This is a genomic window from Bradyrhizobium sp. HKCCYLRH1030 (assembly GCF_051168395.1).
Taxonomy (GTDB): Bacteria; Pseudomonadota; Alphaproteobacteria; order Rhizobiales; family Xanthobacteraceae; genus Bradyrhizobium.
The window spans coordinates 559782-572783 of sequence record NZ_JBNPUY010000005.1 but is presented as its reverse complement, the minus strand read 5'-3'; the positions used below and the strand labels follow the sequence as shown (position 1 = coordinate 572783).

Genomic DNA, 13002 nt, shown 5'->3' with positions numbered 1-13002 from the left:
AGGATCCGATGACCCATCTCGGCGAGCGCCGCGAGCGTGTTCTGCGACGTCGTCGATTTGCCGATGCCGCCCTTGCCGTAGAATGCGATTTGTCGAAGTGATGACATTCTGCTCTCCATCAACCGATTGCCAATGTCCCGCATGCGCCTTGCATCGCGAGACCGCGTCCTCTCTCCAGAACCGGCAGACGGGTTATTGGGAAGGAGAGCATCGCTCGTCCGAAGCGTCGGCGTGCACTCAGCCCTCAACCATTGCCTGAGCCCAGTTTTGCAACGGCTGTGCCAGAGCTTTGGAATCGTTAAAAAGGCCATGTTTTGAAAGAGATGCGGCCAAGCTCGGCGCTAGGATGGACTTGTTGCAAATCCGACATCGGGGGTTTCCACCCGACGCTCCCGCGCCGTGCTGTCCGAAACGACACATGCCGCCGCGGCTCCGAGCGGCGCTTCCGTAGAGAACACCGCGGAGCGCTCGCGGGGGGCCGGTCAGGAGCGGCGGTACGGAGTTTGCTTGATGCAGATCAAACCCGCTTTCGAACGGGCCAGCAGGAGTACTTTTGATGGCGAGCAAGGCGCGCGTCTTTGTCATTGAAGCCGATCAGGTGATCCGCTCGGCGCTCGGCTACATTCTCAGTGAGCGTCACGAGACCTTCACCTTCGCGGAGACCGCCGACGCTTTGACCAAGGCGGCACGGACCTCGCCCGACGCCGTCCTCATCGGGATGAGCATCCTGGAGGACGACGGCGCCGAGACGGTCGGCATGCTCGCCCGGAAGATGCATCAGGCCGGCATCATCGTGGTCGCGGGATCGCCCCGGTCGCCGCTCGCGCTGGCCGGCCTGCGGCAGGGCGCGGAAGCCATCATCGCCAAGCCAATCACCTTCGACGGGGTCACGCACGCGGTCGATTCCGTGCTGGCGCGGCGCGGCAGCGAGCCTGACATGACGGCATAGCTGGCCCCGCATCTACGGAGATCGGCCGATGACGAGGAGAGGATGATGTTGAGGATGACCCAGACTGCGACGCCGGGGATACCGGACATCGAGGACATCGTCGAGAATTTCGCGCTGCTCGACGACTGGGACGACCGCTACCGCTACGTGATCGAGCTCGGCCGCGGCCTGCCGCCGCTGCCTGACGCCGACCGCAATGATGGCAACAAGGTGCAGGGCTGCACCAGCCAGGTCTGGCTCGCCACCGCCGTGCGGCACGACGCCGCCGCGCCCGTGCTGCATTTCGTCGGCGACAGCGACGCGCACATCGTGCGTGGCCTGGTCGCGATCCTCCTGGCGATGGTCTCCGGCCGCACCGCGCCGGACGTTCTCGCCGCCGATCCGATCGCCCTGTTCGAGAAGCTGGGCCTGCGCGAGCATCTCACGCCCCAGCGCTCCAACGGCTTCCGCTCGATGGTCAGCCGCATCAAGGCCGATGCGCAGGCGGCGATGGCTGCGGCGGCGTAGGTTTTGATTTGTTGCTTTGATGAAGCCGCTATAGCGCGGCACATTCAGTCTTCGCCTCTCCCCGCGTGCGGGGAGAGGCCGGATTGCATCGAAGATGCAATCCGGGTGAGGGGGACTCTCCGCGAGTCTGGTGCGTGTGGAGAGTCCCCCTCACCCCAACCCTCTCCCCGCAAGCGGGGCGAGGGAGCGCACCGCCAGCTTGGCGAATGCTCGATTCCAACTCGCCAGATGCGAGTCAGTAGGAACTCTGCCAGGACGGAGCGAGTGCTCTTAAGAGAAAAACTCCTGTGCCTTCTTCAGCGCACGGACCAGCACATCCACCTCTTCGCGCGTGTTGTACATCGCGAACGACGCGCGGCAGGTTGCGGTGACGCCAAAACGCTCCAGCAGCGGCATGGCGCAATGGGTGCCGGCGCGGACCGCGACGCCGGAGCGGTCGATGACGGTGGCGAAGTCGTGGGCGTGGGCGCCCTGCATCTCGAACGAGACGATCGCGCCCTTGTCGGCGGCGTTGCCGATGATGCGCAGCGAGTTGATTTCGCGCAGCTGCTCGGTGGCGTAGGTGACGAGATCATGCTCATGCGCCGCGATGCGCTGCTTGCCGATCGAGGCAACGTAGTCGATCGCGGCGCCCAGCCCGGCGGCCTCCACGATCGGCGGCGTGCCCGCCTCGAAGCGGTGCGGCGGATCGCCGTAGGTGACCCGGTCCCGCGACACCTCGCGGATCATCTCGCCGCCGCCGTTGAACGGCGGCATCGCCGCCAGCAGCTCACGCTTGCCGTAGAGCGCGCCGATGCCGGTCGGGCCATAGATCTTGTGCCCGGTGATGCAGTAGAAGTCCGCGTCGAGATCCCTGACGTCGACCTCCATGTGCACGGCGGCCTGGGAGCCGTCGATCAGCACCGGAATGCCGCGGTCATGCGCGATGCGGATGACCTCCTTGACCGGGACCACCGTGCCGAGCACGTTCGACATCTGCGTCATCGCCACCATCCTGGTGCGCGGCGTCAGCAGCTTCTCGAACTCGTCGAGCAGGAAGTTGCCGTCGCCGTCGACGGGAGCCCATTTGATCACGGCGCCCTGGCGCTCCCGGAGGAAATGCCAGGGGATGATGTTGGCGTGGTGCTCCATGATCGACAGCACGATCTCGTCGCCCGGCCCGATCCGCTCGCGCCCGAAGGTCTGCGCCACCAGATTGACCGCCTCGGTGGCGCCGCGCGTGAAGATGATCTGCTCCGGACTTTCGGCATTGAGGAACGTCGCGACCTTGGCGCGGGCGCCCTCGTAGGCCTCGGTGGCGGCGTTCGCGAGATAATGCAGGCCGCGATGCACGTTGGCGTATTCGGACGTGTAGACCTGGTTCATCCGGTCAAGCACCGCCTGCGGCTTCTGCGCTGACGCGGCGTTGTCGAGATAGACCAGCGGCTTGCCGTGGACCTGCATGCCGAGGATCGGGAAATCCGCGCGGATGCGGCCAACGTCGTAGCCGCTTCCCTGCACCGCTGCATGCATCACCTACTCCCGTTGTCCGAGCCAGCCCAGCATCGCCTCCGTCAGCGCCGCCCGCACGCTCTCATTGGCAGCGCCCTCGATGATCTCGCCGACGAAGGCCTGGATCAGCAGCGCCTTGGCTTCCTTCGGCGGAATGCCGCGCGCCATCAGATAGAACAGCAGCTCGTCATCGATCGCGCCGGTCGTGGTGCCGTGGCCGCATTGCACATCGTCGGCGAAGATTTCGAGCTCCGGCTTGCTGTCGGCTTCGGCCTCGTCGGACAACAGCAGCGCCCGTGACATCATCTTGGCGTCGGTCTTCTGCGCGCCGGGGCTGACCGTGATCTTGCCCTGGAACACCGCGCGCGCGGTGTCGCCGACGACAGCCTTGAAGGTCTCGCGGCTCTGGCAGTTCTCGGCGGCATGCTCGATCGCCAAGGTCGTGTCGGCATGCTGGGCGCCGGACAGCAGCGATCCGCCGCGGATGTCGGCTACGGTTCCCTCGCCCGCGATGTGCACGAACAGCTGGCTGCGCACCAGGCTGCCACCGGCGACGAAGCCGAGCTGATTGAAGGTCGCGCGCGCGCCGATATTGGCGAGCAGCGAGGAGATGTGCAGCGCGCTGTTGCCCTCCCGGGTCACCTTGACATGGTCGATCCGCGCCTCGTCGCCGACGACGAGCTGCATCGCGGTGTTGACCTGATATTCGCTGCCGTCGGGCCCCTGATGCGACTCGACGATGGTGGCGCTGGCCCCAGTTCCGATATTGACCAGCGACCGCGTGTACATCGAGGTTGCGACCCAGTTCGTCGTGACGAACGCGACGTGGATTGGCCGGCTCAGCGCCGTGCCCGGCGCCACCAGGATCACGACGCCATTGGCAGCCAGCGCGGTGTTGAGCGCCAGCGCCGGATCGTCGTCCGGCACGACCGGACCGAGCCGCTGCGACAGCAGCGGCTTGTCGGCCGCGAGCGCGTCGGCCATCGGCTGGATGGTGAGGCCGGGCTCGAGATCGGCGAGGTCGGACAGCTCGGGCACGAAGGCACCGTCAACGATCATCAGCTTGCGGAAGCCGGTGCCCGCGAACGGGTCGCTCGCCTCGCGCGCCTTGGTCTTGGCGGCGTCATCGGGCAGCGAGGCCAGCCGCTTGGCCTCCTTCATCTGCGTGCGCAGATCGGTGTAGCGCCAGGCCTCGACGCGCCGATGCGGCAGGCCGACCGCGTTGAAGCGGTCAAAAGCGGCGGCGCGCACCGCCGTGATCTCCTCGCCGCCCGGCAGATAACGGCGGGCGCCCTGGTACAGATCGGCCAGCCCGAGCTCGGCCTTGGTCTTGCGGATCGCGACGCCCATGCTCGTGCTCCGCCCTACGCCGCTTCGCTCTGATACTGGGCGTAACCGGTCGCCTCAAGCTCGCGCGCGAGGTCCGCGGTCCCGGTGCGGACGATGCGGCCCGCCGCGAAGACGTGAACGATGTCGGGCACGATGTAGTCGAGCAGCCGCTGATAGTGGGTGATGACGATCATGCCCCGCTCGGCCGAGCGCAGCGCATTGACACCGCTGGCGACGACCTTCAGCGCGTCGATGTCGAGACCGGAATCGGTCTCGTCGAGCACGCAGAGCGAGGGCTGCAGCAGCGCCATCTGCAGGGTCTCGTTGCGCTTCTTCTCGCCGCCGGAGAAGCCGACATTGAGCGGCCGCTTCAGCATGTCGGCGTTGATGTTGAGCGTCTTGGCGATCTCGCGCACGCGCTTGATAAGATCCGGCGACGACAGCTCCTCCTCGCCGCGCGCCTTGCGCTGGGCGTTGAAGGCGGCCCGCAGGAACGTCAAGGTCGCGACACCCGGGATCTCCAGCGGATATTGGAACGCCAGGAACACGCCCTTGGCGGCGCGCTCATCAGCCTCCATTGCCAAGAGGTCCTCGCCGTTGAGATAGACCTCACCGGCGGTGACCTCGTAGCCGGGCTTGCCGGCGAGCACGTAGGACAGCGTCGACTTGCCGGCGCCGTTCGGCCCCATGATGGCGTGGATCTCGCCCTTGTTCACGGTCAGGTCCAGGCCCTGGATGATCTTGCGTCCGCCGGCGATCTCAGCATGGAGCCCCTTGATTTCGAGCAAGGCCGTCATCGAACACTCCTTGTGATGTTGTTGCCGCGCGACGCCGTCATCCAACCGAACCTTCGAGCGAGATCGAGATCAGCTTCTGCGCCTCGACCGCGAACTCCATCGGCAGCTGCTGCAGCACGTCCTTGACGAAGCCGTTGACGACGAGCCCAACCGCCTCTTCCTGCGACAGACCGCGCTGGATGCAGTAGAACAGCACGTCCTCGGAGATCTTGGACGTCGTCGCCTCGTGCTCGAACACCGCCGACGAGTTCTTGGCCTCGATGTAGGGCACGGTGTGCGCGCCGCATTTGTCGCCGATCAGCAGCGAATCGCAGGCGGTGAAGTTGCGGGCGCCAGAGGCCTTGCGATGAGCGCTGACGAGGCCGCGATAGGTGTTCTGCGACTTTCCGGCGGCGATGCCCTTGGAGATGATCCGGCTCGACGTGTTCTTGCCGAGATGGATCATTTTGGTGCCGCTGTCGACCTGCTGGAAGCCGTTGGAGATCGCGATCGAGTAGAACTCGCCGCTGGAATTGTCGCCGCGCAGGATGCAGCTCGGATATTTCCACGTGATCGCCGATCCCGTCTCGACCTGGGTCCAGGAGATCTTGGAATTGGTGCCGCGGCAGTCGCCGCGCTTGGTGACGAAATTATAGATGCCGCCGACGCCCTCCGAATTGCCAGGGTACCAGTTCTGCACCGTCGAGTACTTGATCTCGGCATCATCCAGCGCGACCAGCTCGACCACGGCGGCGTGCAGCTGGTTCTCGTCGCGCTGGGGTGCCGTGCAGCCCTCGAGATAGGAGACGTAGGCACCCTTGTCGGCGATGATCAGCGTGCGCTCGAACTGGCCGGTGTTGCGCTCGTTGATGCGGAAATACGTGGACAGCTCCATCGGGCAGCGCACGCCCGGCGGGATGTAGACGAACGAACCGTCGGAGAACACCGCCGAGTTGAGCGTCGCGAAATAATTGTCGGTCGTCGGCACGACCGTTCCGAGATATTTCTGCACCAGGTCCGGATGCTCGCGCAGCGCCTCGGAGATTGGCATGAAGATCACGCCGGCCTTCTTCAGCTCCTCCTTGAAGGTCGTCGCCACCGAGACCGAATCGAACACGGCATCGACCGCGATCTTGCTGCGCGGCGTGGCCGCCTCGCCATCGGCGTCGGCTTCCGCGCCTCCACCCGGGCGCTCGACGCCTTCGAGGATCTCGACCTCGCGCAGGGGAATGCCGAGCTTCTCGTAGGTCTTGAGGATCTCCGGGTCGATCTCGTCGAGCGAGGCCACCTTCTTCTTCGGCTTCGGCGCCGCGTAGTAATAGAGATCCTGATAGTCGATCTTCGGGTATCCGACACGCGCCCAGCTCGGCTCCGTCATGGTCAGCCAGCGGCGATACGCCTCCAGCCGCCATTCCAGCATCCAGGCCGGCTCGTTCTTCTTGGCCGAGATGAAGCGGATGGTGTCTTCCGACAGCCCCTTCGGAGCCTTCTCGGATTCGATGACGGTCTCGAACCCGTAGCGATATTGATCGACGTCGATGCCCTTGACCCGATCAATGGTCTCCTGAACCGCTGCCATCTCTCACTCCGCTTGCAATGTTTCCGCCGCGGCCCGCGTCAAGCGGGGACGCAGGTGTCCGGCACCGGACAGACGGCGGCGCATTGCGGCGCATCGAAGTGGCCCTCGCACTCCGTGCACTTCTTCGGATCGATGATGTACATGTCGTTCTTGAGCCGAATGGCCGCATTCGGGCACTCGAACTCGCAGGCCCCGCAGACCGTGCATTGTGAGGCGATGATCTTGTAGGCCATGTGCAGCTCCCCGCGATCCGTGCGACATCGAGCGATGTCATTCGCGCGATATCTTTCAAGCGCCGTGCCAGAGAGCATTTGGTTGATTTCTAAGGAGGATTCTAAACGTCGCAGGTCGCGGCGAGCTGTCGCTCTCCCGACAGCATGTCGCAAGTGCGACAGGGCGGGAGCAGCGTGTCGTCGGAGTCGAGGTCTCACTGCGCAATTGTCCGATGTCACCTCGCGCGCGAACGCCGGTCGTGACCCAGGTCGCTCCTCCGTCATTCCGGGGCGTGCGCAGCACGAGCCCGGAATCCACCGTGCGGCAGATCGCGCGGCGAAATGGATTCCGGCTCGTCGCGCTTCGCGCGTGCGTCGCCCCGGAATGACGGAGGAGATTGGGGCAACGCCGGAGCGTCAAAGTCCAAACGAAGAAGGGCGCGCTACTGCGCGCCCTTCGATCCCATCAAGCCGCGCCGCTCAGAACCGCTTGACCTCGATGTTGTGCTTCTTCAGCGCGTAGCCGATCTGACGCGGCGTGAGGCCGAGCAGGCGGGCGGCCTTGGCCTGGACCCAGCCGGACCGCTCCATCGCCTGCACGATTCGGTCGCGCTCCGGCACGGCGCCGCCCTCCGAACTATCGGAATACTCGCCGTCATCGGCATCGATCGCCGGCAACTCGACGGGAGCCTCGACCGGCGCCGAGGTCCGCGGCAGGATCGGCAGCGGCACGATCGGCTGGCCGCGCGGCGGCGGCGGGGTCACCGTGTTGCCCTTCCACAGGATCGCCGACATGCACTCGTTGCGGCTGCAGGCGAAGTCGTCCATACCGATCGCCGAGCCCGTCGCCATGGTCGCGGTCCGTTGCACGCAGTTCTCCAGCTCGCGCACGTTGCCGGGGAAGCCGCAATGCATCAGCACCTCGATCGCGCTGACGTCGAACGTCAGATCGCGCTCGTTCTCGCAATTGAAGCGGCGCAGGAACTCGCGCGCCAGCTGCGGAATGTCGCTGCGACGCTCGCGCAGCGGCGGCAGTTTGATGGGCACCACGCTGATCCGGTAGTAGAGGTCGGCGCGGAACTCGTTGCGCGACACCGCCTCCTCGAGGTTGCGGTTGGTGGCGGTGACGATGCGGACATCGACCTTGATGGTCTGGTTGCCGCCGACGCGCTCGAACTCCTGCTCCTGCAACACCCGCAAGAGCTTGGCCTGGAACGCCGGCGAGATCTCGCCGATCTCGTCGAGGAACAAGGTGCCCTTGTCGGCCAGCTCGAAGCGGCCTTTGCGCGCGTTGATCGCACCGGTGAAGGCGCCCTTCTCGTGGCCGAACAGCTCCGACTCCAGCACCGTCTCCGGCAATGCGGCGCAGTTGATCTTGATGAACGGCCGCTTCGCGCGATTGGACAGTTCATGGATCGCCTTCGCCACCAGCTCCTTGCCGGTGCCGGATTCGCCCCGCAACAGCACCGGCGCATTCGACTTGGCGACGACGTTGATCTTTTCCAACAGTGCGCGCAGCGCCGGGCTGTCGCCGACGATGCCGTCGACCAGCACCTTCTTGCGATCCTTCGGCGCCGGCTTCAGCTCCGACAGCTCCTTCTGCAGCCGGTGGCTTTCCGCCATCAGCCGCTCGCGGTCCCGCGCGACGACCCGATGAAGCTTGATGGTCTGGCCGATCAGGTTGGCGACCATGGTCAGAAAGCGGACGTCGGAATCGAGCCGGAACACGGCGCGGCCGTCCCAGACACGGTCGATCGTCAGCGTGCCGACGACGCGCTGGTCGATGCGGATGGGAACGCCGAGGAAGGAGACGCGGGTGTCGGCGCAGGCGCCGAGCGTGACCGCGTCGGCGGCGCTGAAGGCGGGATGATCGGCGACGTTCTCCGCGATCAGCGGCACGGCGGTGGCGACGATCTGGTCGATCGCCTTCTGCGGCAGACGTTCGCGATAGCGCTGATCGCTGCCTTCGCTCCACCCGGCCCCGACTGCGAGATCGGGAATGCCGTCATCGGCGAGCAGCGACACCACGCCGTGGCGCATCTGCATGAAGGACTGCAGCAGGTTGACGACGTTGGCGAGGGTGATCTCCAGCCGCGTCGGCGCGGCGAGGATTTTCGAGATTTCGAAAATTCCGGTCAGCGCGATCTCGCTGAGCGGGATCGGCTCGGCGTTGGACCTGACGTCCTGAGCTTCGACCTGACGTGTTTCCGTTTGGACCATGGTCGCTTCTCTGATCGTCACGAACGCCTTGGTGAAGCCGCCCGTGATTGTAGGTGTTCTAACATCCTCCCTTAACTGCAGATGATTGTCGTGCCTAACTTTGCTGCATTGCCGCAGAAGTAGTGTGCAACGGACAGGCCAGAAAAGCTGCAGGCTTTCATGATGTTAACAAATTAGTTTACACCCGTCGCGATGCGTGCATTGCACGTCCGCACGGGCGGCAAAACGGTGCGCCTGACGATTTCGCGTTGTCTACTCGACACCTGATAGCTGCGCATCCGCCGGCCTGTTTGCGACCGGATCGCAACGGACGACACCTGAACACCAACTTTCCACTTGCGGCCCGCCGCTCGTCTCCTTGCGGCCAGCCACGGCATGACGCGTTCACATCCGCGTGTCGGCCGCGCGCGGCGGTGATCAACCTAGAGGTGCTGCCCCCCATTGATCTGAATCTCCTCGCCGGTCACGTAGCTCGCCGCATCCGAGCACAGGAAGAACAGCACCTTGGCGACCTCTTCCGGCGCGCCGATCCGGCGCATCGGAATCAGCGGCGAGAACCGCGCCTCGGTCTCCGGCGACACCATCTCGGTCTTGATCTCGCCTGGGGCGATGGCGTTGACGCGGATGCCATGCGGCGCGAAATCGTGCGCCATCTCGCGGGTCAGGCAGGCGAGCGCCGCCTTCGAGGTCGCATAGGCAGTGCCCGCAAACGGATGGACGCGGGTGCCGACGATCGACGTCACGTTGACGACCGCGCCCTGCCCGCGCTTCAGCTCCTCGAACAGCCCGCGCGCGAGCAGGATCGGTCCGAGAAAGTTGACGTGAAAGACGGTCATCCAGGTCTCGACCGAGGTCGCGAGCGAATCCAGCCGGCCACCGTCCTCGGCCTTCGGCGAGATCGCCGCATTGTTGATCAAGGCATGCAGCGGCGCGCCGTCGAGCCGCTGCTTGATGTCGGCAATCGCACGCGGGATCGCCTTGCGATCGCTGAGATCGACCTGGACGTGATTGTCGGGACCGGCGTCCCACGGACAGCGGCCGCCGTCGAACGGCTGGCGCGAGCAGGTGATGATGCGCCAGCCGGCGTCGGAGAACAGCTTTGCGGTCGCATGACCGATGCCGCGCGAGCCGCCGGTCAGCACGAGCGTTTTCTGCTCGGCGCGCGCGGGCCGCTCGGCGGCCGCCACGTCTCGATGGAACGGGCACGCCGTGATGGTCTGAGCCGCCTCCATGGCGGGATCGCGGACGTCCTGGTCGAGATCGAGGCTCACCTCATCCGTCCTGATCCTGCGCCGCAACGCCACCAGGACGCCGGCTGCCAAGCTTCGGCTGCTGCCTTTGCCGCAGACGTGATCTGGGCGCAGGCTCCGTAACGATCGGAAATACCAGGGGTATCGCCATGCGCCGGTTGTGCAGATTCCGGGCCAGCGAAAACGGCGGGCAAAGCAGCTTTTCCTGTCGGGTTCGCGACAGATTGGCGGGTTCTGGACACATCCAGCGTCGGCTTTTGTGCCGCGTCCTTTGCAGGACCTTCACAGAGCGATCGTTTTCAGAACGATGCCTGATGGTCCAACTCTTGCTCGACGGATCTGATCATTCGAACTGGAAGACCGCTTGTCAGTCGCACGACCGACAGCCACGAGACGCCAACACCGTATGGACCAGGACATGGGGACGAATGCAGTGCGCTTCGCCGTGGTCCTCGGGACCAACGATGTCGCGTCGGCGATCGGCGTGCATCTGCATCGTGCGGGCTTCTGCGTGGTGCTGTCGCATGATCCCAATCCGCCGGTCATGCGCCGTAAGATGGCGTTTCACGACGCCCTGTTCGGCGACACGGTCCGCATCGAGAACGTGACGGGCGAGCGCATCGAGAGCACGATGGAGGTGTTCAAGGCGCTCGGCAATCCCCGGCACGTCCTTGTCACTCCACTCGGGTTGCTCGATCTCCTGCCGGTCCGTACCATCGACGTCCTGATCGACGCGCGGATGCAGAGGCGCGCGGTGACCCCGAATTTGCGCGGCATGACGCGGCTCTCGATCGGCATCGGTCCGGGCTTCTCGCCATCAGCCAATTGCGATATCGTAATCGAGACTCGGCCGGGCCGGCTCGGCCAGATCGTGCGCGAGGGCTGGACGCTGGCAACGGATGACGTCGGCGCGCTCGTCGGTGTCGAGCGCCTGGTGCATTCGCCGCATGAGGGCCGATGGCATACCCCGATCGAGATCGGCACGCGCATCTACAAGGGCTTCGTGATCGGCCATCTCTCCGGCGCACCGGTCACGGCGCCCTATGACGGCATCCTGCGCGGCATCGTCCGCGACGGCAGCGACGTGCCGGCCGGCATCGCGCTCGCCGAGGTCGATCCACGCGGCCGTCATGCGCAGTGGACCGGGATCGATGCGCAGGGACAGGCGCTCGCCCAGGCGACGTTGGCCGCAATACGGCTGCACGCCGCGAACCGCATCGGGACGAGCACGAGCGTGCCCGCGCATCAGGTCGCTTCGAACGATTCTGACTAGCCCGCGCCGTGCGCGCCGACCTTGGCATCCCGGTTGCTTATCGTTTGCAGGAGCGAGCAACAGCCATGATCATCTGTTCCTGCAACGTCATCAGCGACACGGCCATTCGCGACATCGTCACGGCGGCCGACATCGTCTTCGGCTCGCCGGCGCAAGTGTATGATTGTCTCGGCTGCACGGTCCAATGCGGCCTCTGCTCGCGCTCGGTGAAGCGGATCCTCGACGAGCGGCAGGGTGATACGGCCGCTGCGGCGGTGTGGCCGGTGCAGGCCGAGCCCGCGCCGTGCGCGATGATGTCCGCCGCGTAGCACCGGCATGCGTATGACGTGCCGACGCACGGACTTGTCGGATATCGGACAAATGCGACAGCAGACGACGTGCACTGGTCCTCAGATGAACGGCTTGCCGCCGGTGACGGCGACCGTCGTCCGCCGGGGCGGCGTTCCTGCCGCCGCGGCGCGCGGATCGCGCGGAACGTGAGCACACCGCGCGCATTGCCCTGATGCGAACAGCGAGAGGATCAGGCGATGGCAAAAGACCTCCCCATCAACGGACGCGAGCCCGACCGCTCAGAGGACGACATCCAGCGCGATCAGCTCGGCCCGCGCGGCGTGCCGGGCGCGAAGGATCCGGCGAAGATGACGCCGCAGCGCGACAAGAAGACGCCGGATGATGTCGATCCGGGTCACACCGCGTGACGGCACGGGTCCCCGTCAACGGAGAGACGCCTTCATCTCGGCGTTGTTCATCTCATCCTTGCTGAGGCGATACGGACCATGGTCCCGGCTGCGGCCGGCCCCTCCCTCCTTCCCTTGAAGGGCAGAGAGAGGCAGCGCTGCGGCTCGCAACGACGGCCGGGTTGAACGAGGCCTTCCTCGACACTGCCGGAGTTCATCGATCGCGCGAGAGCGGCCACCTCCGCCCACCTCAATGCGTTTTGCTCTCGCCCCACTTCTCGAGGTCCTTCGCCGCTTCCGAGCGCTGCTCCTTCTCGGGCTTCTCGGCCCAGGGCTTGTCGGTCTGCTTCATCGAGCCCCAGTCGCTTTCCTGGCGCGGATCGTCCTTCGGCGTTTCCTTGCTCATCAGTTCGTCCTTTTTTCTGCTCGCACTCACCCCGGCAGGATCGTCGGCGGCGGCGCCGTCGCCTCGTCGTGAAGCTCGCTCATCTCGCCGATCTCACGCTCGGCCTGATACCAGAACTCATCCTCGCGGCCGTCAGGCCGGCCGGCCTGCTCCCAGAGCTGGTGAGCGCGCCTGCGAATCCTCTCCTGAAGTTCAGTGTCGCTGGTCCGGTCCATGGTTCTCCCTCGCATGAGGCTGCGTCGGCGGCGTGACCTTGCGTGGCAATCATCCGAACGAGACGAAGTTCCAAGGCACGGCGCGCACGGGCGATCCGCCGCAGCGGCGCGGCGAGAG

At 65.5% G+C, this 13002-nt stretch carries 15 protein-coding genes; 5 read left to right on the top strand and 10 right to left on the bottom strand.

Annotated features, from left to right (window positions below; genetic code table 11):
• Positions 1 to 107, bottom strand: a 107-nt coding sequence (locus tag ACQR1E_RS18445; RefSeq protein WP_434872155.1) for an ArsA-related P-loop ATPase, incomplete at its 3' end; no start/stop codon positions are given.
• A gap of 449 nt (positions 108 to 556) precedes the next feature.
• Here ACQR1E_RS18445 and ACQR1E_RS18440 point away from each other — a divergent pair.
• Together ACQR1E_RS18440 and ACQR1E_RS18435 are read left to right on the top strand one after the other, a co-directional pair.
• Positions 557 to 949, top strand: coding sequence for a response regulator (locus ACQR1E_RS18440; protein ID WP_315752834.1), 393 nt, complete (start codon positions 557 to 559; stop codon positions 947 to 949).
• Positions 950 to 994: 45 nt separating this feature from the next.
• Positions 995 to 1456: a SufE family protein gene (locus ACQR1E_RS18435; protein ID WP_315752833.1), complete on the top strand. Its 462-nt coding sequence runs from the start codon at positions 995 to 997 to the stop codon at positions 1454 to 1456.
• 270 nt (positions 1457 to 1726) lie between these two features.
• On the opposite strand, the gene ACQR1E_RS18430 is transcribed toward ACQR1E_RS18435, so the two are convergent.
• The 7 genes from ACQR1E_RS18430 to ACQR1E_RS18400 form a co-directional block, all read right to left on the bottom strand.
• Positions 1727 to 2968, bottom strand: a complete 1242-nt coding sequence (locus ACQR1E_RS18430) for a cysteine desulfurase (RefSeq protein WP_315752832.1) — start codon at positions 2966 to 2968, stop codon at positions 1727 to 1729.
• A 3-nt stretch (positions 2969 to 2971) separates the two neighbouring features.
• On the bottom strand, positions 2972 to 4297 hold the full coding sequence (gene sufD, locus ACQR1E_RS18425; protein WP_315752831.1) for a Fe-S cluster assembly protein SufD: 1326 nt from the start codon (positions 4295 to 4297) through the stop codon (positions 2972 to 2974).
• 14 nt (positions 4298 to 4311) lie between these two features.
• Complete coding sequence (gene sufC / locus ACQR1E_RS18420; RefSeq protein ID WP_434897386.1) at positions 4312 to 5073, bottom strand: Fe-S cluster assembly ATPase SufC; 762 nt, start codon at positions 5071 to 5073, stop codon at positions 4312 to 4314.
• Positions 5074 to 5110: 37 nt separating this feature from the next.
• Positions 5111 to 6631 carry a Fe-S cluster assembly protein SufB gene (sufB, locus tag ACQR1E_RS18415; protein WP_434897385.1) on the bottom strand — a complete coding sequence of 507 codons (1521 nt, stop codon included), beginning with the start codon at positions 6629 to 6631 and terminating at the stop codon, positions 5111 to 5113.
• Positions 6632 to 6669: 38 nt separating this feature from the next.
• Positions 6670 to 6864, bottom strand: a complete 195-nt coding sequence (locus ACQR1E_RS18410; protein ID WP_008961670.1) for a 4Fe-4S dicluster domain-containing protein — start codon at positions 6862 to 6864, stop codon at positions 6670 to 6672.
• 459 nt (positions 6865 to 7323) lie between these two features.
• A complete protein-coding gene (gene nifA, locus ACQR1E_RS18405; protein WP_434897384.1) occupies positions 7324 to 9063 on the bottom strand; it encodes a nif-specific transcriptional activator NifA in 1740 nt (579 codons plus the stop codon).
• A gap of 422 nt (positions 9064 to 9485) precedes the next feature.
• Positions 9486 to 10334, bottom strand: a complete 849-nt coding sequence (locus ACQR1E_RS18400) for an SDR family NAD(P)-dependent oxidoreductase (RefSeq protein ID WP_315752827.1) — start codon at positions 10332 to 10334, stop codon at positions 9486 to 9488.
• Between the two features lie 397 nt (positions 10335 to 10731).
• Between ACQR1E_RS18400 and ACQR1E_RS18395 the strand changes: the two genes are divergently transcribed.
• The 3 genes from ACQR1E_RS18395 to ACQR1E_RS18385 all read left to right on the top strand — a co-directional run bounded on the left by ACQR1E_RS18395 (position 10732) and on the right by ACQR1E_RS18385 (position 12284).
• Positions 10732 to 11586, top strand: a complete 855-nt coding sequence (locus tag ACQR1E_RS18395; RefSeq protein WP_434843094.1) for a xanthine dehydrogenase — start codon at positions 10732 to 10734, stop codon at positions 11584 to 11586.
• Positions 11587 to 11651: 65 nt separating this feature from the next.
• Positions 11652 to 11894: a (2Fe-2S)-binding protein gene (locus ACQR1E_RS18390; RefSeq protein ID WP_315752825.1), complete on the top strand. Its 243-nt coding sequence runs from the start codon at positions 11652 to 11654 to the stop codon at positions 11892 to 11894.
• A 219-nt stretch (positions 11895 to 12113) separates the two neighbouring features.
• Positions 12114 to 12284, top strand: coding sequence for a hypothetical protein (locus ACQR1E_RS18385; protein ID WP_315713176.1), 171 nt, complete (start codon positions 12114 to 12116; stop codon positions 12282 to 12284).
• 229 nt (positions 12285 to 12513) lie between these two features.
• On the opposite strand, the gene ACQR1E_RS18380 is transcribed toward ACQR1E_RS18385, so the two are convergent.
• Both ACQR1E_RS18380 and ACQR1E_RS18375 read right to left on the bottom strand, forming a co-directional pair.
• The gene (locus tag ACQR1E_RS18380; RefSeq protein ID WP_008961662.1) at positions 12514 to 12669 is read right to left on the bottom strand and encodes a hypothetical protein; all 156 of its coding nucleotides are present in this window, start codon (positions 12667 to 12669) and stop codon (positions 12514 to 12516) included.
• A 26-nt stretch (positions 12670 to 12695) separates the two neighbouring features.
• Positions 12696 to 12884 (bottom strand): DUF2934 domain-containing protein, encoded by a 189-nt coding sequence (locus ACQR1E_RS18375; protein WP_315713177.1) that lies wholly within the window; start codon positions 12882 to 12884, stop codon positions 12696 to 12698.
• Positions 12885 to 13002 lie beyond the last annotated feature (118 nt).

Coding starts and splice junctions, on each gene's coding strand:
- ACQR1E_RS18375 (WP_315713177.1), bottom strand. CDS start 12,884: ATGGACCGGACCAGCGACACTGAACTTCAGGAGAGGATTCGCAGGCGC.
- ACQR1E_RS18430 (WP_315752832.1), bottom strand. CDS start 2,968: ATGCATGCAGCGGTGCAGGGAAGCGGCTACGACGTTGGCCGCATCCGC.
- nifA (WP_434897384.1), bottom strand. CDS start 9,063: ATGGTCCAAACGGAAACACGTCAGGTCGAAGCTCAGGACGTCAGGTCC.
- ACQR1E_RS18410 (WP_008961670.1), bottom strand. CDS start 6,864: ATGGCCTACAAGATCATCGCCTCACAATGCACGGTCTGCGGGGCCTGC.
- ACQR1E_RS18390 (WP_315752825.1), top strand. CDS start 11,652: ATGATCATCTGTTCCTGCAACGTCATCAGCGACACGGCCATTCGCGAC.
- ACQR1E_RS18435 (WP_315752833.1), top strand. CDS start 995: ATGTTGAGGATGACCCAGACTGCGACGCCGGGGATACCGGACATCGAG.
- sufD (WP_315752831.1), bottom strand. CDS start 4,297: ATGGGCGTCGCGATCCGCAAGACCAAGGCCGAGCTCGGGCTGGCCGAT.
- ACQR1E_RS18440 (WP_315752834.1), top strand. CDS start 557: ATGGCGAGCAAGGCGCGCGTCTTTGTCATTGAAGCCGATCAGGTGATC.
- ACQR1E_RS18385 (WP_315713176.1), top strand. CDS start 12,114: ATGGCAAAAGACCTCCCCATCAACGGACGCGAGCCCGACCGCTCAGAG.
- ACQR1E_RS18395 (WP_434843094.1), top strand. CDS start 10,732: ATGGGGACGAATGCAGTGCGCTTCGCCGTGGTCCTCGGGACCAACGAT.
- sufB (WP_434897385.1), bottom strand. CDS start 6,631: ATGGCAGCGGTTCAGGAGACCATTGATCGGGTCAAGGGCATCGACGTC.
- sufC (WP_434897386.1), bottom strand. CDS start 5,073: ATGACGGCCTTGCTCGAAATCAAGGGGCTCCATGCTGAGATCGCCGGC.
- ACQR1E_RS18380 (WP_008961662.1), bottom strand. CDS start 12,669: ATGAGCAAGGAAACGCCGAAGGACGATCCGCGCCAGGAAAGCGACTGG.